The organism is Achromobacter animicus (assembly GCF_902859585.1).
GTDB classification, from domain to species: Bacteria; Pseudomonadota; Gammaproteobacteria; order Burkholderiales; family Burkholderiaceae_B; genus Achromobacter; species Achromobacter animicus.
In genome coordinates this window covers 170,724-188,894 of sequence record NZ_CADIJM010000003.1, presented here as the reverse complement: position 1 = coordinate 188,894, position 18,171 = coordinate 170,724, and the positions used below count along the sequence as shown (strand labels likewise).

Here is an 18,171-nt window from a genome sequence, read left to right as displayed (position 1 = left end):
CATGCAAACAGCAGCCAAATCCGTTGAGATCGCCGAGTCCTCCTGGGAGGAATCGGTTTCCGCCTGGATGGACGGAGAAGATTCCGACGATATTCTTCCCAGTCTGTTGTCCAAAGAGGGACGTCAGACCTGGGACACCTATCATTTGATTGGTGATTCCCTGCGCAATTCCGATCTGGCGCTGACGCCCAGCGCGGCCTTCTCGGCCCGCCTGGCGCGCGCGCTGGACGCGGAACTGCCCATCGTAGCGGCGCCTCGGCGCCGCTCGCCGTTGCGCATGGGCCTGTCCGGCCTGGCCGTTGCCGCCGCAGTGGCCACGGTCGCGTGGGTGGCGCAGCCGTACGTCACCGGCTCGCCGGCGACGGATGTGCGCGTGCTGGCCGACGCCAGCTCGCCGGCTTCGGCCTCCGACGACTCGGGCCTGCGCGACTACCTGGAGGCCCATCGCCAGATGGCCGGCCCCAGCGCGGTCCGGCAGGTGTCGTTCGATGTCGGAGCGGGACGTTGATGGCGCTTGTGCTTCCATCACGCTGGCCGGTGCTGGGACGAGCTGCCTCGTGGCAGGCTCATCGCGCCGGCTGGTTCGCCGCCACGCTCCTCACTGCTTTCCTTGCCGCGCACGGTCCCGCGGCCGCCGCTGGCGCCACGCCGGCCGGCCAGACCGAAGACGTCGTGCAGCTGCTCACGCGCATCCAGCAGGCGGCCCGCAAGCAGGACTACGCCGGCGTCTTCATGTATCAGCAGGGCGACGTCATCCAGTCCTCGCGCCTCGTGCACGTCCTCGATGGTACCGGCGAGCGCGAACGCCTCGAGATCCTTGACGGCCAGCCGCGAGAATACCTGCGTCACAACGACGACGTGCAGTGCCTGATCCCCGAACGCAAGACTGTGCTTGTCGAGCGCCGTCGCGGAGATCGCTTCCCGGGCCTGTTGCTGGGCGATCCGGCCAACCTGTCGGAACACTACAAGATCCGCACGGAACCCACGCCGCACCGCGTTGCTGGCCGCGAATGCCGGCTGATCACGATCGAACCGCTGGACAAGCTGCGTTACGGCTATCGCCTGTGCGCGGACGTCGAAACCAATCTGCTGCTGAAGGCCCAGACGCTCAATGCCGCGCGTGGCGTGGTCGAGCAGGTGTCGTTCACCTCGCTGCGATTGGGCTCCGAAGTCGATCCGCAATCGCTGTCCTCGCGCTGGAATACCCGCGACTGGAAGGTGCTCGAGGCCAACATGCAGCCCGTGGACCTGGCGGCGCAGGGTTGGCGCATTCCGGCGCCCAACGGCTTCAAGACGATCATGCAGGTCTCGCGTGCCATGAAGCGCGGATCGCCGGTCAGCCAGATGGTGCTGTCCGACGGCCTGGCGGCAATCTCGGTCTTCATCGAGCCCTATGACAGCCAGCGCAATCACCAGCCGGCGCACGGCGCGTCCCAGCGCGGCGCGATCAATGTATATGGCGCGCGCATTGCGGATTTCTGGCTGACCGCGGTGGGCGAAGTGCCCGCCGCCACGCTGGAACAACTTGCGCAGGCCACTGAGTACGTGCCTCCCGCACCCGCGGCAGCCGCACCCGCGGAGGGCGGGGCCAAATAATTCCCGCCGTTCCGCAAGCAGCAATTTCGGAGTGACATATGAAAGCAATGACGGTCTCGAACGCTTTTTTCCGGCGCTTTCTGGCGGCTGTCGCGGCGGGGGCCATGCTGTCCACCGCCTACGTGCCGGTGACGGTGGCGCAGACGGCGCCTGCCGCGGTCGGATTGCCCGACTTCACGGCCATCGTTGAAAAGGCCGATCCGGCCGTCGTCAACATCCGCACGACCGCCACGGTTCCGGTGCGCGGCGGCGGCAATGGTCCTGGCGGCAGCGATCCCTACGAACTGTTCCGCTGGTTCTTCGGTCCCGAATTCCAGCCGCCCGGACCGCAATCGCCCAATCCGCGCCAGCGTCCGCAACCGACGCCGCCCGAAGAGCGCACCGTGCCGCGCGGCGTGGGTTCCGGCTTCTTCGTGTCGGCCGACGGCTACATCCTGACCAACAACCACGTGGTCGTCGACGCGACGGACATCTACGTCACCCTGACCGACGGACGCGAGTTCAAGGCCAAGGTCATCGGCACGGACGAGCGCACGGACGTGGCGCTCATCAAGATCGAAGCCAAGGACATGACGCCGCTGGTGATCGGCGATCCCAAGAAACTCAAGAAGGGCCAGTGGGTGCTCGCCATCGGCTCGCCGTTCGGCCTGGATTCCACCGTCACTTCCGGCATCGTCAGCGCTATCGGCCGCGATACCGGCGAATACCTGCCGTTCATCCAGACCGACGTGGCGGTCAATCCCGGCAATTCGGGCGGCCCGCTGATCAACCTGGACGGCGAGGTCGTGGGCATCAATTCCCAGATCATCTCGCGCAGCGGTGGATTCATGGGCATCTCGCTGGCCATTCCGATCGACGAGGCCATGCGCGTGGTGGACCAACTGCGCACGACCGGCAAGGTTACGCGTGGCCGGGTTGGCGTGCAGATCGGTGAAGTCGGCAAGGATGTGGCCGAGGCCATCGGCCTGCCCAAGGCAGAAGGCGCGCTGGTCAGCAGCGTTGAAGCCGAAGGCCCTGCCGAGCAGGCGGGTGTGCAGCCGGGCGACGTGATCCTGAAGTTCAACAAGGAACCGATCAAGCGCTGGTCCGACCTGCCGCGCATCGTCGGCGAGACCAAGCCGGGCACGCGCGCCGACATGGAAATCTGGCGCAAGGGCAAGAGCATGACGCTGTCGGTCAAGGTGGGCGAGATCCCCACCGAGAAGGCCGCTGCCGCCGGCAAGAAGCCTGCGCCGGAACCTGAGGTCACCAACGCGCTGGGCCTGGGCGTCATCGACGTCCCCGCCGATACCCAGAAGAAGCTGCGCATCAAGGGCGGCGTCCAGGTGAAGGTTGCCGATGGCGCGGCCGCGAAGGCGGGTCTGCAGGAAGGCGACATCGTGTTGGCGCTGAACGACACCGATGTCACCGGCGCAAAGCAGTTCGGCGAACTGGTCGCCAAGCTGGACAAGAGCCGCGCGACGGGCCTGCTGGTGCGCCGTGGCGACCAGACGCAATGGGTAGCGGTGCCTGCGTCCAAGTGATGACGGCCCGGACCGGCGGGCGCCTGCCCGGCGCCGCCACCGGGCAGCCAGCATGGCGGGAAACCGCCAGGTGTGGCCACCCCAGGGCGCTTTTTGTCCCGGGGCGCGCCCAGGGCAAAAAAAATGGCTCAAGACCGGCTAAAATGGCTGGTTGCCGCAAGAGGGGGCGCTTGGCGCCCCCTCAGTTTTGTCCGGGCCTAGCCCGTCAGCGCCTCACACGTCGGCCGTGCACATTCCGGCGGCGGTGTCTCCCGGCCGTGTGCCGTCTGTTCCGTCCCTTATAAATTCAAGCATGCAGCATATCCGCAACTTTTCCATCATTGCCCACATCGATCACGGCAAGTCGACCCTGGCCGATCGCCTGATCCAGCGCTGCGGCGGACTGGCGGATCGCGAGATGTCGGCGCAGGTCCTCGATTCCATGGAAATCGAGCGCGAGCGCGGCATCACCATCAAGGCCCAGACGGCCGCCCTGCATTACAAGGCGCAGGACGGCAAGATCTACAACCTGAACCTGATCGACACCCCGGGGCACGTGGACTTCTCGTATGAAGTCAGCCGGTCCCTGTCCGCCTGCGAAGGCGCACTGCTGGTGGTGGACGCATCGCAGGGCGTGGAAGCGCAGACGGTGGCCAACTGCTACACCGCTATCGAACTGGGCGTGGAAGTCGTGCCGGTGCTGAACAAGATGGACCTGCCGCAGGCTGATCCTGAAGGCGCCCGCCAGGAAGTCGAGGACGTGATCGGCATCGACGCCTCGGACGCCGTGCTGGCCAGCGCCAAGACCGGCATGGGCATCGACGAAATCCTCGAAACCATCGTGGCCCGCGTGCCCGCCCCGGAAGGCGATCCCGAAGCGCCGCTGCAGGCGCTGATCATTGATTCGTGGTTCGACAACTACGTCGGCGTGGTCATGCTGGTGCGCATCATCAATGGCGTGCTCAAGCCCAAGGACAAGATCCTGCTGATGGCGTCCGGCGCCACCCACCTGTGCGAGCAGACCGGCGTGTTCACGCCCAAGTCGCAGCAGCGTCCGCATCTGTCGGCGGGCGAGGTGGGCTTCATCATCGCCGGCATCAAGCAGCTTGAAGACGCCAAGGTCGGCGACACCGTCACGCTGGCCAACAAGCCCGCCGCCAACCCGTTGCCGGGCTTCAAGGAAGTCAAGCCGCAGGTGTTCGCCGGGCTGTATCCGGTCGAAAGCTCCGAATACGACCAACTGCGCGATTCGCTCGAAAAGCTCAAGCTCAACGACGCCGCGCTGATGTTCGAACCCGAAGTGTCGCAAGCGCTGGGCTTCGGTTTCCGCTGCGGTTTCCTTGGCCTCTTGCACATGGAAATCGTGCAGGAGCGCCTGGAACGCGAATTCGACATGGACATCATCACCACCGCGCCGTCGGTGGTGTACGAAGTCGAGCAGCGCGATGGCTCCGTGATCACCGTGGAAAGCCCGTCGCGCATGCCCGAGATCGGCAAGATCCAGGACATCCGCGAGCCCATCGTGAAGGTCACGCTGTTCATGCCGCAGGACTACGTCGGTCCGGTCATGACGCTGTGCAACAACAAGCGCGGCGTGCAGGTCAACATGAGCTATCACGGCCGCCAGGTTCACCTGGTGTACGAGATTCCGCTGGCCGAGATCGTGCTGGACTTCTTCGACAAGCTGAAGTCCGTGTCGCGCGGCTATGCCTCGATGGACTACGAATTCCTGGAATACCGCTCCGCTGACGTGGTGCGTGTCGACCTGCTGATCAACAACGACCGCGTCGACGCGCTGGCCGTCATCGTCCACCGCAGCAACGCGCGGCACCGTGCGCGCGACGTGGTGACCCGCATGCGCGGCCTGATCCCGCGCCAGATGTTCGACGTAGTCATCCAGGCGGCCATCGGCGCCGAAATCATCGCGCGCGAGAACGTGAAGGCGCTGCGCAAGAACGTGCTGGCCAAGTGCTACGGCGGCGACATCTCGCGCAAGAAGAAGCTGCTGGAAAAGCAGAAGGCGGGCAAGAAGCGCATGAAGCAGGTGGGTAGCGTGGAAATTCCGCAGGAGGCGTTCCTTGCCATCCTGCAGGTGGAAGACAAATAGAACCCCAGAAGGCGATTAGCTGATGAGTTGGAACTTTGCCCTGATCCTTTTTATTCTGCTGGTGGTTACCGGCGTTATCTGGGTGCTCGATCTGGCCGTACTGCGCAAGGGGCGCGAGCGCCGCGCTCAGGCCGCGATGGCGCAATACGACGCGGCACTGGTGGGCGATGCGCAAGAGGCCGAGCGCCTGCGGCGCGAGGCCGGCGACGCCGCGCGGCGCGTGCCCTGGTGGGTCGAATACGCGGTCAGCTTCTTTCCCGTCATCCTGTTCGTGTTCATGCTGCGCTCGTTCGTGGTTGAGCCGTTCCGCATTCCGTCCGGCTCGATGCTGCCCACGCTACAGTCCGGCGACCTGATCCTGGTGAACAAGTTCAGCTATGGTCTGCGCCTGCCCGTGATCGACAAGAAGGTCATCCCCGTCGGCGAGCCCAAGCGTGGTGACGTATTTGTGTTCCGGTACCCCGTTGATCCGAACGTCGACTACATCAAGCGCGTCGTTGGCCTGCCGGGCGACGAAGTCGCATACATCGACAAGAAGCTTTATGTCAATGGCGAACTGGTCCCGCACGTGCGTGATGGTGACTATTTCGAGCCGGATCGTGTTTCGTACATCGCGCAATATAAAGAGAAGTTGGGCGACGTTGAACACAAGATCCTGCTAGAAGAGAAGGTTCCGCAGGTGTATTCCCCGGAAAGGTGGACTTTTCCGTTCCGTGAAAACTGCCAATACAGCCACAATGGGGTACGCTGCAAAGTACCCGAGGGCAATTATTTCGCCATGGGCGATAATCGGGACAACAGCGCGGACAGCCGGTATTGGGGCTTCGTTCCGGAAGCCAACATCGTCGGCCGCGCTTTCTTCATCTGGATGAACTTCAGCGATCTGAGCCGTATCGGCCGATTCAACTGATTATGTCGCTAGCCACGCTAGAAAACCGCCTGGATTACCACTTCGGTGATGCGGCCTTGCTTGAACAGGCGTTGACGCACCGTAGCCACGGCGCGCGCCATAACGAGCGGTTGGAATTCCTTGGGGATTCCGTGCTGAACTTCGTCGTGGCGGCGATGCTGTTCGAACGCTATTCAAAAATCGACGAAGGCGATCTGTCGCGTTTGCGGGCCAACCTGGTCAAGCAGGCGTCGCTGGCAGATATCGCCCAGCGGCTGGAACTGTCCCAGTACCTGCGACTGGGCGAAGGCGAACTCAAGAGCGGCGGATTCCGCCGCCCGTCCATTCTGGCCGACACGGTCGAAGCGATCTTCGGCGCTGTCTTCCTGGATGCGGGTTTCGAGGCAGCGCGCCGCGTGATCGTGCGCCAGTACCAGCCGGTGCTGGCATCGGTGGATCCCAAAACACTCGGCAAGGACGCCAAGACCTTGCTGCAGGAATTTTTGCAGGGCCGCAAGCTGGCCCTGCCGCTGTATACGGTGGTGGCCACGCACGGCGCGGCCCACAGCCAGCAGTTCGAAGTCGAGTGCGCCATTCCGGCGCTCGATATCAAGGTAATGGCGCCCGGCGCCAGCCGCCGCGCCGCTGAGCAGTCGGCCGCCAAGCTGGCGCTCGAGGCCGCGCTGGCCGTCAGCCCGGCCACCAAGGCTGCCCGCAAGTCGGGCAAGGCGCGCAAAACCGCGCAATTGTCGCTGCCCGTGGCAGTGGCTCAAGAGACTAAATGAGCGATACCCCTTTTCGTACCGGCTTCGTTGCCATCGTCGGCCGCCCCAACGTGGGCAAGTCCACGCTGACGAACGCCCTGATCGGTTCCAAGATTTCCATCGTGTCGCGCAAGGCGCAGACCACGCGCCACCGCATCCACGGTGTGCTGACGCGCGAGCACGAGCAGTTCGTGTTCGTCGATACCCCCGGTTTCCAGACGCGCCACGGTGGAGCGATGAACCGCATGATGAACCGCGTCGTCACGCAGGCCCTGGCCGACGTGGACGTGGTGGTGCATGTGGTTGAAGCCGGCAAGTGGTCCGAAGGCGACGCCAAGTTGCTGCCGCTGTTGCCCAACCCCGAACGCACGATCCTGGTCGTCTCCAAGATCGATGCGCTGAAGAACCGCGATGATCTGTTCGCGTTCGTGTCCAAGATCATGGCGCAGCATCCGTTCGGCGCCGTGGTGCCGGTCAGCGCCACCAAGAATCAGCAACTGGACCAACTGCTTGACGAAATCGCATCGCGCCTGCCGGAAGGCGAGCCGATGTTCGAGGAAGACACGCTGACCGACCGTCCCATGCGCTTCATCGCGGCCGAACTGGTGCGCGAGAAGATCTTCCGCCTGGTGGGCGACGAGCTGCCGTACGGCTGCACGGTCGTCATCGAGCAATGGGAAGAGACCGCCAAGGGCGCCACCATCAACGCCTGTGTCGTCGTCGAGCGCGACAGCCACAAGCCCATCCTGCTGGGCACGGGCGGCATGCACATGAAGCGGATCGCCACCGAGGCGCGGCAGGACATTGCCAAGCTGCTGGACAAACCCGTGCATCTGGAGGTCTACATCAAGGTGCGCAAGGGCTGGTCCGACCGCGAGGGTGCGCTGCGCGACTTGGGTTATGAGTAGACGGGCGCCACGCGTCCAGGATCGACCGGGGTTCATGCTTCACGCCACCGCGTGGCGTGAAACCTCCCTGATTGTCCAGACTTTTTCTCGCGATCATGGCTGCGTGGCCATGGTCGCCAAGGGCGCCAAGCGCCCTTATTCCGTTTTGCGGCCCGTGTTGTCGGCTTTCCAGCCGCTGCTGCTGTCCTGGACGGGCAATGGCGAGGTCAAGACGCTGACGCGCGCCGAGATCGCCGGCATCCGGCCGCTGGCCGGGGCCGCGCTTATGTCCGCCTGGTACATGAACGAACTGCTGCTGCGCCTGCTGCCGCGCGAGGACGCGCATCCGCTGTTGTTCGACGCATACGACATGGCCTTGCAGCAACTGTCTGCCGGCACCCGCGCGGCCGGGGCGCTGCGCCGCTTCGAATGGACCTTGCTGCGCGAAACGGGTTACGGCGTCGACGAGGCGCCGCCCGATTTCGACGATCCTGCCATCGAGCCCGCCTTGCGCACCGACTTGCGCGCGCGACTGGCCGAGATTCTGGCGGGCCGTCCGCTGTCCACGCGGCGCGTGCTGCTGGACCTGCAACGCATCTGATCCCCCCGCCGGCCTCATGACGTTCACGCTCAAACAGGTCGAAACCTTCCGCACCGTCTACGAGACGGAAAGCGTCACCGCCGCCGCACGGCGCCTGGACGTGTCGCCTGCAACCGTCAGCGCAACGCTGGCCGCGCTGGAAGCCAGCATCGAGCTGCGCCTGTTCGAGCGCGTGCGCCAGCGCATGCAGCGCACGCCCGAGGCCACGCTGCTGTATGAAGAGATCCGCCGCTTGAATGTGGGCCTGGAAAGCCTGGGACGCAAGATCCGGGCGATCCGCGGGGCGGCGCAGCCGCGGCTGCGCATCGGCTGCATCCACGCCTACAGCGGCGCAATCGTCAGCGATGCGATATCGCGTTTTCGCGTGCGCTATCCGGATACGCCGCTCTACCTGCAGATCCGCGATTCCAACACCCTGCGCGATATGGTGGTGTCCGGGGAATTGGATCTGGCGGCGGTGGCCGATGAATCCGAACTCGAAGGGCTGCGCGGGCATCGTCTGGCCAGCTTGCGCGCGGTTGCAGTGTTCCCCGCCAGCCATGCGCTGGCGCGCCTGGAATCGGTGAATTTCTCCCATCTGGCCGAGGTCGACGTGATTGCGCTGAATGCCGAAGACGGTTCGCGCAAGCGGCTGGACGCGCTCTTGCGTCAGGCCGGTCAAAGTTTGCGCGTGGGGATCGAGACGCCGTATTCCAGCACCGTATGCCAGCTTGCCCTGGCCGGGCACGGGGTGGGTATCGCCAACCCGGCCACGGCGCTGGGGATGGAGGCCGTGGGCCTCACCTACCGGCCGCTCGAGGCGCCCGTGCATTTCGAATGCCACATGATCGTGCACGGCAGCCGCCCGTTGTCCGAAGCCGGTAAGTTCTGGGCGACGTGCCTGCGCGGCGCACTGGCGCCGCTGGTCGATCGGTTTGGTGTGTAGCCCGGGAATCAGCCCCGGCGGCCGTCGGACGTCAGCATCAGCACCACGTTAGATTCCGCATCGAGCTTGCCGGCCCGCCTGAGCCGCGCGACGGCCGCCAGCGCGGCGGCCGACGACAGTTCCGCGCCCAGTCCCATGCGCTCCAGGCGTTGCCGAGCCTGCCCGGCTTGCGCGTCGGAGGTCTCCACCGGCATGCCTTCCGACCGCGACAGGGCTTCCAATGCTTGCAGCGTGCACGTGCCGCCCGCAATGGAATACTGCTGCGTCGCGCTTTCCCATTGGCCACGGGCATCGCCGGTTTCCAGCGCGCGCGACAGGCGGGCGTAGGGTTCCACGGCGTGCAGCCGGGGCAGTCGGGCGATGCGTCCGGTCTGAAGCAGGTGCTGCCAGCCCAGGAAGATGCCCCACAGCAGGTCGCCGCGCGCGGTCGGGACGACGATGTCCGTGGGCAGACCGCAGTCGTCCAGGATTTCCTGAGCGATCGGCTTGTAGCCCTCGACGCCGTACGGATGCGTGCCCACCGGCGGATTCAGGTAATTGGTGCCCGCGAACGCGCCGTGGTTGCGGCACAGGTCGGCCACGTACGGCCAGCGGCCCAGACTGTCTTCGAAGGCGCGCAGCCGTGCGCCGAAGCGCTCCATGGCTTCGCGCTGCAGCGGGGGGCAGTTGTGGGTGATGGCGATGTCGGCCTGCAAACCGGCCGCCGCGCAGTAGGCTGCCAGCGACACGCCCGCATTGCCGCTGGAGGCCGCCGCGACGCGCGTGGCGCCGGCCAGGCGCGCGCGCGAGACCAGTTGCGCCGACATGCGGTCCTTGTGGCTGCCGGTGGGATTGGCGCTTTCGCACTTGAGCCACAGCGCGCCCACGCCTTCTTCGTGTGCCAGGTCGGGCGCGGACAGGCATGGGGTGCCGCCTTCGCCCAACGTCACGGCCGACAGCACCGGCAGGGGTATGCCGCCGTCCTGCGACGGCGCGTCGTATTGGCACTCCAGGGTGGCGGGGTGTCCAGCCGCCAGGCACGAAGGGCAGCCTTCGGGATAGTCGCCCGCGGGCCAGAGGGTTGCGCAGCGGATGCAGCGCAGGCCGGTCAATCTGGGGTTCATCTGCATGGGTCAGTATCTTGAAGCAAGGGAGTCCAAGGGAAGAGCGGGCGCGACCTGCAGCAGGCAATCGCCGTCGTCACTGCGCGCGATGGGACGCAGGCAGACCACGGTGCCCGCCTGTGGGCTGAGCAATGGGCGCGGAGGGACGTTGGGCCGTGCCGGTTCGATCAGGCGGCCGATGGGCTGCTGCGCGGCCACGGATTGTCCCAGCTCCACGGCGGGAACGAACACGCCGGACTCGCGGGCACGCAGCGTCGCGGCGGGGGTGTCCAGGTCGTAGAGGCGGACCTGCGCGTCCTGGGCGGGGTGTGCAGACTCGGGACGGGACAGCAACCCCAACTCTGCCAGGCAGCCCAGCAGCCCGTCGCGGCAGCTGTCCGCCAGCGATTGGCTGGTTTCCCGGCCGCCGCCGATCTCGGCCGAAAGCCGCAGCACGCCGTGACGGCTGGCCGCCGCCGGCATGGACCCGGCCTCGCCGCCGCGAAAGAACACGCAGTCGGGCAGTCCGAATGCCCGCGCGAGCGCCGGCAGACGCTCGTCATACGCATCGTTGCCGTAGCGGGTGATGACCGATGACGGCAGGTAGCGCAGCGACGCGCCGCCGCTGTGCACGTCCACCATGGCCTGCACCCGGGGAAGCAGCCGAGCCTCCAAGGCCGCCGCGATGCTTTCGGTGTAGCCGCGCGCCGGTTCGCCCAGGAAAGCGCGGTTCAGGTTGCCGCCATCAGATGGCGACAGCCGCGTGCCGGCCAGCGACGCTTCCGCATTGACGGCGGGAAGCAGATAGACCGTGCCGCGTTGCAGAATCTCCGGCAACTGCTGCCACAGATCCAGAATCGCGGCCTGGCCTTCCCATTCGTCGCCGTGCACGCCTGCGATGAGCGCGACGGCAGGCCCCGGGCCCGCCTCGATCCGCAACACCGGGATCGTGACGCGCCGGTAAGCCGACGCATTGGTAGCGGCGGCCACGGAGAAATCCTCGCGGGTTACGTTGGCCATGCGCAGGCTCCGTTGGGTGTTCGGGCGCGGTTCAATCCAGCGTGGCGGCCTTGATGATGCTTTCCCACTTGGGCAGCTCCTTTTTGATCTGGGCCTGGACATCCTGCGGCGTGCCACCCAGGGGTTCCTGCGAGCGGCTGCGCAACTCGCGGCTCACCGCGTCCGAGCGCAACGCCTGATTCATCGCGGCGTTCAACCGCGAGATCGCGGCGACGGGCGTGCCTGCCGGTGCAACCAGGGCGCTCCACGCGGACTGCTCGTACTCCGGATAGCCTTGTTCGGCCACCGTCGGCACGTCCGGGTTGGACGCGGCGCGCTTGCGGGTGGTGACAGCGAGCGCGCGCAGGCGGCCGTCCTTCAGGTTGCCGATCAAGGGCGGCAGGTTTTCCATCATGGAATCCACATGGCCGCCCAGCAGGTCCGAGAGCTGCGCGGCCGTGGCCTTGTAGGGGATCTGCCGAACCGCGGCGCCGGTCTGGGCGATGAACAGCTTGACGCCAACTTCGCTGGTCGTGCCCGGATCGGCCGAGGTCATGGTCAGGCGGTCCGGCTGCGCCCGGCTGGCTTCGATGAAGCCTTTCAGATCGCGGTACGGCGACGCGGCATTCACGACGATCACATTCGGGGTCTCGGCAACGAGGCCGATGGGCTTGAGGTCACGGTCCAGGTCGTACAGCTGCTGCTTGAACAGGTACCGGTGCAGCACCAGCGTGCCGACGTGGGCATAACCGATGGTGTAGCCGTCCGCGGGGGCCCGGACCACGGCCTGCGTGCCGATGCGGCCGCCGGCGCCCACGCGGTTTTCGACGACGACTGGCTGGCCGAGCAGCCGGCTCATCTCCTGACCGATCAGGCGGGCGGTGATGTCGGCATTGCCGCCCGCGGCGGCCGGCACGATCAGCGTGATGGCGCGTTCGGGGTAATCGGCTTGCGCGTGCGGCGCGGCAAGGCAAAGCAACAGGGCGGCAAGGCAGGCAGAGCGTTTCATGACGATTCCCGAGGCGTTGAGGGCTGCGCCATTGTGCGTCCGGGAATCGGCGTTTCCGTTTGGATGAATAAGATGGTTATTCAGAAAAAGTTAAGGCAAGTCGCCGTTGCGCCGATCAGCCTGCTTGCCCAATCCATAGCCGACGGCGGCCGCACCCAACGCCACCACGGCGCCCAGCAGCGCGATCAACGCCGCGCCGTAGCCCAGCATGTCGATGCCCGCCTTCACCCAACCGCTGGCGGCATCGCCGCCGCGATAGACCACGGTGTCGATGACGTTCTTCGTCTTGTACTTGTCTTCCGGCGTGACGGCCGTGAACAGCATTTCGCGCCCTGGACGGATCAGCGCGTACTCGCCGGCGCGGCGCAGGATCATGGCGGCCGCCAGCACGGCGAACACGGGGAACGCGGCCAGCGCCAGGAACGCCAGCGCCACCGCAAGCGGCACCGCGGTCAGCAGGAACTGCAAACCCAGGCGTGCGGCCACGCGCCCGGTGATGAAGATCTGCGACAGCAATGCCAGCGTCTGCACGGTGAAATCCAGGGCGCTGAAAACCCGGATGCGCTGGGCGGTGTCGGGGAACGCATCGGCGACCAGCCGCGCCTGTTCCATGTACAGAAACGTGTTCAGCGTGGCGAGCAGCACGACCAGCAGCGAAATGCCCAACAGGTAGCGGGACTGGAAGATGCGCGCCAGCCCGGCGAGGATGCCGCCTTCGATGGGACGCTGCATGTCCTGCAGGCCCACTTCCGGCCGGGAGGCGGCGCGCCACGCCAGCAGCCATTGCTTGAGCGGCAGCGTGGCGGTCAGCAGCAGGGCCGATAACACCAGCAGGCCAGCCGGACCCAACACGCCAGCGAGCAGCGCGCCGAGCAGGGGGCCGCACAGGCCGCCCGCGCTGGCGCCCGCCGCGATCAGCGCGAAGAGCCGCTTGGCCGATTCCATACGAAACACATCGGCCATCAGGCTCCAGGCGATGGACACGACGAACAGGTTGAACACCGACAGCCAGACATAGAACGCGCGCGCCGCCCAGACGCTAGCGGGCTGCTGGTGGAGTAGGGCGGCAAAGCCCACCATGGTCAGCGCGAAGATGGCATAGACCCAGGTCACCAGCGTCGCGCGCGGCACGCGGGTGGAGATCCAGCCAAACAGGGGCACGACGGCCAGGGTGGCAAGAAACGTGGCGGTGAACAGCCATTGCAACTGGTTTACGCCCGCCTGGATCCCCATCGTCTCGCGGATCGGGCGCAGCATGAAATAGCCGCAAAAGAGGAAGAAGAAAAACGCGAAGCCGCAGGCGGCGGGAGCGAGTTCGTCCTCCTGGATGCCCAGCGCCCGCGACATGCGGGCGCGCCAGGACAGGGGGGCGGGCGCCATGTCGTCAGGCGAGCAGCGCGGCGATGCGGTCGCGCAGCGCGGCATCGGGCTGTCGGCCAAAGCCGGCGCGCGCGTTGTCCGCCATGTTGGCGGGCTTGGACGTGGCGGGGATGACGGCAGTGACGGCGGGGTGGCCGATGATGAACTTCAGGAAGATCTGCGCCCAGGAAGTGCAGTCGATCTCGGCGGCCAGCTTGGGCAGCGCCACCCCCTTGACCTGGCGGAACAGCGCGCCGTCCTCGAACGGCCGGTTGATCAGCACGGCGACGCCATTGGCCTGGCACGCGGGCAGCAGCCGCTTTTCAGCGCTGCGCGAGGCGATCGACAGGTTCACCTGCAGGAAATCGGGCTTTTCCTTTTCAACCAGCTCGGTCAGATCGTCGTGGGCATGGTCCGTGTAATGCGTGATGCCGATGTAGCGCGTCACGCCCTGCTGTTTCAGGTCGCGCAGCAGCGCGAGCTGGTTGCGCGTGTCGATCAGGTTGTGCACCTGGATCAGGTCCAGCTTGTCGCTGCGCAGCGCCTCTTGCGACTGCCGCACCTGGCGCATCGCGGATTCGTGGCCGCGCGTGCTGATCTTGGTGGCCAGGAACACGCGCTTGCGCAGGCCGCCATCGCGCGCCAGCAACGCGCCTGTGACGGCCTCGGCCTCGCCGTAGCTGGGCGCCGTGTCGATCAGCGTGCCGCCCGCCTTCAGCATCGTTTCAAGCACTTGGGCCAGCGGCGCCATGGCCGACGCGTCGCTCGGCGATACGTTGAAGGTGTCCGCGGTGCCCAGTCCCACGACGGGCAGCATTTCGCCCGTCGACGGGATCGGGCGTTTGAGCATGGCTTGCGCCGGCTCAGCCGCCCATGCCGGCCACACGGTTCCGAGGAGGGCGGCGCTGGCGGTGGTCTGGAGGAAGCGGCGGCGATCGGGCATGGCGTAGCTCCGGGCAGGAAAAAGGTGAACAGGCGGGCCAAAGGAAGAGGGCCAAACAAAGCAGGCCAAAGAAAAAGGGCCTACATGTTGTGCATGCAGGCCCTTTCGGTGCTGGTCTGGCGACGGCGCGTTACTCGCGGTTGCCGCCGAAGATGCCCAGCAGCATCAGCAGGTTCGAGAAGACGTTGTAGACGTCCAGGTAGATGGCCAGGGTGGCGGAGACGTAGTTGGTCTCGCCGCCGTTGACCACGCGCTGCAGGTCAACCAGCATGAATGCCGAGAAGATCACGATGGCGAGCACCGAGATGGTCAGCATCAGGGCCGGCAGTTGCAGGAAGATGTTGGCCAGCGCGGCAACCAGGATCACGACGGCGCCGATGAACAGGAATTTCTGCAAGCCCGACAGATCGCGCTTGATGGTCGTGGCCAGCGTGGCCATGGTGCCAAACACGATTGCGGTGCCGCCGAACGCCGTCATGACGAGCTGCGAGCCGTTGCTCATGCCCATCACGAAGCCAAGCAGGCGCGACAGCATGACGCCCATGAAGAACGTGAAGGCCAGCAGCAGGACGACGCCCAGCGAGCTGTTCTTGTTCTTTTCAATGGCGAACATCAGGCCGAAGGCGCCGACCAGGAAGACGATGGCCGACAGGCCGGGGCTGGCGCCCATGACGCGGTTGATGCCGGTGTAGAGGCCGACCGCCGCGCCCAGCACTGTCGGGATCAGCGACAGGGCCAGAAGCCAGTACGTGTTGCGCAGGACCTGGTTGCGAGCGACCTCGCCCGGCGCGCCGGCGACAGAGCCGGAACGGTTAAAAGGGGACGGACGATATTCGTTCATGGAGAACTCCTGTATGCGGCAAATATGGTGATTGCCTAGAAGGCTTAGATGCGAAGGATACCTTACAGTTCCCTGAAGAATCCAGTTTGAGAAAGAAGTAGGACTGCCCGTTGCAGGGCAAATTGATCCTGCGCATGGCGTAGGATCACCCTCGCCGAACCTCATTGAGCACGCGGGAAACAATAGCAGGCAATTCCGCATCCATGCGCGCCTGAAGCTGCTTGACCGCATCGGCAAGCGCCTGCTGCATGAGCTGTTCGACCTCGGCCTGCAGGCGCGCGGCGAGCACGGTGGCGTCGGGCAGCGGGGCGGGGCGCGCGGGGGCGGCCGCTGGCGCAGGCGCCGCCGGGGTGGTCGTTGGCGCTGCAAGCGGGGCCGCCGGCTCGGACGTCCGCGAGACCGGCAACACCGGCGGCTGGTCGTCGCCGGCCACGTCCGTCAGGACGGGAAACGGGTCATGTTCATAGGGGTCGTTTTCGTACACCGGACCCGCCTCGTCGGCCAGTTCGGTCAAGAGCGGCGCATCGGCGTCGTCGTCGGCCGGGTCGTGGAACGAGGGTTCGGCCCGATGGGTCAGGGTGGGGATGCCGGGGTCGGATGGGCGAGCGGGCATGGAAACTCCCGTAGTCTGGTGGAGCGCGGCGCGCGGGCGCGCGTGGGACGGTTCAGCCGCTTTGGGCCTTGCGGCTCAGGTCGTGGCTTTGCGGCGTATGACCGGCCGTCAGGTAGGTTCGCCAGCGCTGCCGGGCCGCCTGCTTGTCGTCGGGGTCGTCCGAGACGATTTCCAGAAGGCGTTCGAAAGCATCGAACCCGGGCGGACAATCGTCGTCGAGGTTCAGCAGCCAGGGCTGGGGCTGGTCGGGCTGCCCCGCCGACTGCAGGGCCTGCAGCGGATCCCCGGCGGTGAGCACCACCGGAGTTTCAGCGGCCAGCGAATCATTTGCCAGCACGTGCGGCACGAAGGCCGTGTCGTCGAACGCCCACAGCATCCGGTCGAACGCGGACAGGCGCGAACCGTCTTTACAGTACACCACCAGCCGCTGCCCGGCCAGGACGCGCTTGCGCACGACCTGGCAGGCCATGCGCAGGCGGTCCGGCGCGCCGAAGGCGAAGTCGATGCGCGTCATGGAGCTGTCGGCGTCCAGCGCTTCAAGCCTGGTCCAGCAGGTATTGCATCAGGAGCGGCACCGGACGGCCCGTTGCGCCCTTGTCCTTGCCGCCGCGCCAGGCGGTGCCGGCGATGTCCAGGTGCGCCCAAGGGTATGCCTTGGCGAAGCGGGACAGGAAGCAAGCCGCCGTGACGGCGCCGGCCGGAGGACCGCCGATGTTGGCGAGGTCAGCGAAGTTGGACTTGAGCTGTTCCTGGTAGGCGTCGTCCATGGGCATGCGCCATGCGGTGTCGAGCGAACGGCGGCCGGCCGAGGCCAGAGCGTCCGCCAGCGCGTCGTCCTTGGAGAACAGGCCGGTGTTGACGTTGCCCAGCGCGACGACGCAGGCGCCGGTCAGCGTGGCGATGTCGATCACGGCCGACGGCTTGAAGCGTTCGGCGTAGGTGAGGGCGTCGCACAGGACCAGTCGGCCTTCGGCGTCGGTGTTCAGGATTTCGATGGTCAGGCCAGCCATGCTGGTGACCACGTCGCCCGGCTTGTTGGCCTTGCCGCTGGGCAGGTTCTCGCACGCGGGAATGAGGCCGACGACATCCAGCGGCAATTCAAGTTCGGCCAGGGCGCGGAACGAGCCGAGCACGCTGGCGGCGCCGCACATGTCGTACTTCATTTCGTCCATGGTGGCCGCGGGCTTGAGCGAGATGCCGCCCGCGTCGAACGTGATGCCCTTGCCGACCAGCACGATCGGACCCTGCGCGGCCTTGGCGCCCTTCTTGGCAGCCTTGGCACCGGCGTGGCGCAGCACGATGAAGCGCAGCGCCTCCTCGGAGCCGCGCGCAACCGACAGGAACGAGCCCATGCCCAGCGCCGCGACCTGCTTGCGGTCCAGGACCTCGACTTTCAGGGACTTGAATTCGCGCGCCAGGCGCTTGGCGGTGTCGCCCAGGTAGGTCGGCGTGCAGATGTTGCCCGGCAGGTTACCCAGCGTGCGGGTCAGCTCCATGCCGTTGGCGATGGCGCTGCCTTCGCGCAGGCCCTTCTGGGCCTGTGCCGCGTCGGCGCGCTCGACGACCTGCACGATCTTCTTGAGCTTGGGGCGCGCGTCGCGGTCGGGTTTGCCGAAGCTGGCGTCGTAGTGGTAGACCGCGCTGCCGGCCGCGATCGCGGCGCTGCGGGCGCGCGCAATGAGGTCGGTGTCGGCGATGGGATTGGCGAGCAGCGTGGACACGCCTTCGGCAAGCTGGGCGGCGACGCAGGAAGCGGCGAATGCCTGCTCGGCCGAAGCGTGGGTGCGGGCCGAGTATTCTTCCTGCTTGCCCAGACCGACCAGGACCACACGCTGCGCGGCGACACCCGGCAGCGTACGCAGGGTCAGCGTCGCGCCGGCGCGGCCGCGGAATTCGCTTTTGACCACCGCACGCACGGCGCCGTTGGAAGCGCGGTCGATGATGTCGGCGGCGGGGCTCAACACGCCGTCCGCGAACACGCCGACGGCGAGGGCCGCGGTTTTGACCTGGTGCAGGGAAGCAGTGGTCTGTGTGCTAAATTCCATGAGGGTTTC

At 66.3% G+C, this 18,171-nt stretch carries 18 protein-coding genes; 9 read left to right on the top strand and 9 right to left on the bottom strand.

Features of this window, described 5'->3' with window-relative positions; all coding sequences use genetic code 11:
* Position 1: 1 nt before the first annotated feature.
* From HV681_RS10005 to HV681_RS09965, 9 genes are all read left to right on the top strand, one after another.
* Positions 2-508, top strand: a complete 507-nt coding sequence (locus tag HV681_RS10005) for a sigma-E factor negative regulatory protein (RefSeq protein WP_105237797.1) — start codon at positions 2-4, stop codon at positions 506-508.
* A complete protein-coding gene (locus HV681_RS10000) occupies positions 508-1,596 on the top strand; it encodes a MucB/RseB C-terminal domain-containing protein (RefSeq protein WP_175122951.1) in 1,089 nt (362 codons plus the stop codon). Before HV681_RS10005 ends, HV681_RS10000 begins: the two co-directional genes overlap by 1 nt.
* 38 nt (positions 1,597-1,634) lie before the next feature.
* A complete protein-coding gene (locus HV681_RS09995; protein WP_175122950.1) occupies positions 1,635-3,119 on the top strand; it encodes a DegQ family serine endoprotease in 1,485 nt (494 codons plus the stop codon).
* Positions 3,120-3,411: 292 nt separating this feature from the next.
* Positions 3,412-5,205 carry a translation elongation factor 4 gene (gene lepA / locus HV681_RS09990; RefSeq protein WP_175122949.1) on the top strand — a complete coding sequence of 598 codons (1,794 nt, stop codon included), beginning with the start codon at positions 3,412-3,414 and terminating at the stop codon, positions 5,203-5,205.
* Between the two features lie 22 nt (positions 5,206-5,227).
* The gene (gene lepB / locus HV681_RS09985) at positions 5,228-6,115 is read left to right on the top strand and encodes a signal peptidase I (RefSeq protein WP_175122948.1); all 888 of its coding nucleotides are present in this window, start codon (positions 5,228-5,230) and stop codon (positions 6,113-6,115) included.
* Between the two features lie 2 nt (positions 6,116-6,117).
* Complete coding sequence (gene rnc, locus HV681_RS09980; protein ID WP_175122947.1) at positions 6,118-6,879, top strand: ribonuclease III; 762 nt, start codon at positions 6,118-6,120, stop codon at positions 6,877-6,879.
* A complete protein-coding gene (gene era, locus HV681_RS09975) occupies positions 6,876-7,766 on the top strand; it encodes a GTPase Era (protein WP_056321933.1) in 891 nt (296 codons plus the stop codon). Before rnc ends, era begins: the two co-directional genes overlap by 4 nt.
* Complete coding sequence (gene recO / locus HV681_RS09970) at positions 7,759-8,346, top strand: DNA repair protein RecO (protein ID WP_175122946.1); 588 nt, start codon at positions 7,759-7,761, stop codon at positions 8,344-8,346. The genes era and recO overlap by 8 nt, the downstream gene beginning before the upstream one ends.
* Before the next feature lie 16 nt (positions 8,347-8,362).
* On the top strand, positions 8,363-9,271 hold the full coding sequence (locus tag HV681_RS09965) for a LysR family transcriptional regulator (protein WP_175122945.1): 909 nt from the start codon (positions 8,363-8,365) through the stop codon (positions 9,269-9,271).
* A gap of 8 nt (positions 9,272-9,279) precedes the next feature.
* On the opposite strand, the gene HV681_RS09960 is transcribed toward HV681_RS09965, so the two are convergent.
* The 9 genes from HV681_RS09960 to HV681_RS09920 form a co-directional block, all read right to left on the bottom strand.
* Positions 9,280-10,380 carry a pyridoxal-phosphate dependent enzyme gene (locus tag HV681_RS09960; protein WP_175122944.1) on the bottom strand — a complete coding sequence of 367 codons (1,101 nt, stop codon included), beginning with the start codon at positions 10,378-10,380 and terminating at the stop codon, positions 9,280-9,282.
* Between the two features lie 3 nt (positions 10,381-10,383).
* The gene (locus HV681_RS09955; RefSeq protein ID WP_175122943.1) at positions 10,384-11,373 is read right to left on the bottom strand and encodes a M14 family metallopeptidase; all 990 of its coding nucleotides are present in this window, start codon (positions 11,371-11,373) and stop codon (positions 10,384-10,386) included.
* A gap of 31 nt (positions 11,374-11,404) precedes the next feature.
* A complete protein-coding gene (locus tag HV681_RS09950; protein WP_175122942.1) occupies positions 11,405-12,361 on the bottom strand; it encodes a Bug family tripartite tricarboxylate transporter substrate binding protein in 957 nt (318 codons plus the stop codon).
* Positions 12,362-12,451: 90 nt separating this feature from the next.
* Entirely contained in the window at positions 12,452-13,741 is a 1,290-nt protein-coding gene (locus HV681_RS09945; protein ID WP_175122941.1) for an NTP/NDP exchange transporter, read from the bottom strand.
* Between the two features lie 4 nt (positions 13,742-13,745).
* Complete coding sequence (locus tag HV681_RS09940; protein ID WP_175122940.1) at positions 13,746-14,663, bottom strand: aldo/keto reductase; 918 nt, start codon at positions 14,661-14,663, stop codon at positions 13,746-13,748.
* A gap of 130 nt (positions 14,664-14,793) precedes the next feature.
* A complete protein-coding gene (locus tag HV681_RS09935; protein WP_175122939.1) occupies positions 14,794-15,504 on the bottom strand; it encodes a Bax inhibitor-1/YccA family protein in 711 nt (236 codons plus the stop codon).
* A gap of 145 nt (positions 15,505-15,649) precedes the next feature.
* The gene (locus HV681_RS09930) at positions 15,650-16,117 is read right to left on the bottom strand and encodes a hypothetical protein (protein WP_175122938.1); all 468 of its coding nucleotides are present in this window, start codon (positions 16,115-16,117) and stop codon (positions 15,650-15,652) included.
* Between the two features lie 52 nt (positions 16,118-16,169).
* Entirely contained in the window at positions 16,170-16,631 is a 462-nt protein-coding gene (locus HV681_RS09925) for a DNA polymerase III subunit chi (RefSeq protein ID WP_175122937.1), read from the bottom strand.
* Positions 16,632-16,653: 22 nt separating this feature from the next.
* Positions 16,654-18,162 carry a leucyl aminopeptidase gene (locus tag HV681_RS09920; RefSeq protein WP_175122936.1) on the bottom strand — a complete coding sequence of 503 codons (1,509 nt, stop codon included), beginning with the start codon at positions 18,160-18,162 and terminating at the stop codon, positions 16,654-16,656.
* Between the last annotated feature and the right edge of the window lie 9 nt (positions 18,163-18,171).

Excerpts from the sequence above, each read along its gene's own strand:
- HV681_RS09935 (WP_175122939.1), bottom strand. The coding sequence starts at position 15,504 with ATGAACGAATATCGTCCGTCCCCTTTTAACCGTTCCGGCTCTGTCGCC.
- HV681_RS10000 (WP_175122951.1), top strand. The coding sequence starts at position 508 with ATGGCGCTTGTGCTTCCATCACGCTGGCCGGTGCTGGGACGAGCTGCC.
- HV681_RS09920 (WP_175122936.1), bottom strand. The coding sequence starts at position 18,162 with ATGGAATTTAGCACACAGACCACTGCTTCCCTGCACCAGGTCAAAACC.
- HV681_RS09955 (WP_175122943.1), bottom strand. The coding sequence starts at position 11,373 with ATGGCCAACGTAACCCGCGAGGATTTCTCCGTGGCCGCCGCTACCAAT.
- HV681_RS09950 (WP_175122942.1), bottom strand. The coding sequence starts at position 12,361 with ATGAAACGCTCTGCCTGCCTTGCCGCCCTGTTGCTTTGCCTTGCCGCG.
- rnc (WP_175122947.1), top strand. The coding sequence starts at position 6,118 with ATGTCGCTAGCCACGCTAGAAAACCGCCTGGATTACCACTTCGGTGAT.
- era (WP_056321933.1), top strand. The coding sequence starts at position 6,876 with ATGAGCGATACCCCTTTTCGTACCGGCTTCGTTGCCATCGTCGGCCGC.
- HV681_RS09930 (WP_175122938.1), bottom strand. The coding sequence starts at position 16,117 with ATGCCCGCTCGCCCATCCGACCCCGGCATCCCCACCCTGACCCATCGG.
- recO (WP_175122946.1), top strand. The coding sequence starts at position 7,759 with ATGAGTAGACGGGCGCCACGCGTCCAGGATCGACCGGGGTTCATGCTT.
- HV681_RS09945 (WP_175122941.1), bottom strand. The coding sequence starts at position 13,741 with ATGGCGCCCGCCCCCCTGTCCTGGCGCGCCCGCATGTCGCGGGCGCTG.
- lepB (WP_175122948.1), top strand. The coding sequence starts at position 5,228 with ATGAGTTGGAACTTTGCCCTGATCCTTTTTATTCTGCTGGTGGTTACC.
- HV681_RS10005 (WP_105237797.1), top strand. The coding sequence starts at position 2 with ATGCAAACAGCAGCCAAATCCGTTGAGATCGCCGAGTCCTCCTGGGAG.
- HV681_RS09965 (WP_175122945.1), top strand. The coding sequence starts at position 8,363 with ATGACGTTCACGCTCAAACAGGTCGAAACCTTCCGCACCGTCTACGAG.
- lepA (WP_175122949.1), top strand. The coding sequence starts at position 3,412 with ATGCAGCATATCCGCAACTTTTCCATCATTGCCCACATCGATCACGGC.
- HV681_RS09940 (WP_175122940.1), bottom strand. The coding sequence starts at position 14,663 with ATGCCCGATCGCCGCCGCTTCCTCCAGACCACCGCCAGCGCCGCCCTC.
- HV681_RS09925 (WP_175122937.1), bottom strand. The coding sequence starts at position 16,631 with ATGACGCGCATCGACTTCGCCTTCGGCGCGCCGGACCGCCTGCGCATG.
- HV681_RS09995 (WP_175122950.1), top strand. The coding sequence starts at position 1,635 with ATGAAAGCAATGACGGTCTCGAACGCTTTTTTCCGGCGCTTTCTGGCG.
- HV681_RS09960 (WP_175122944.1), bottom strand. The coding sequence starts at position 10,380 with ATGCAGATGAACCCCAGATTGACCGGCCTGCGCTGCATCCGCTGCGCA.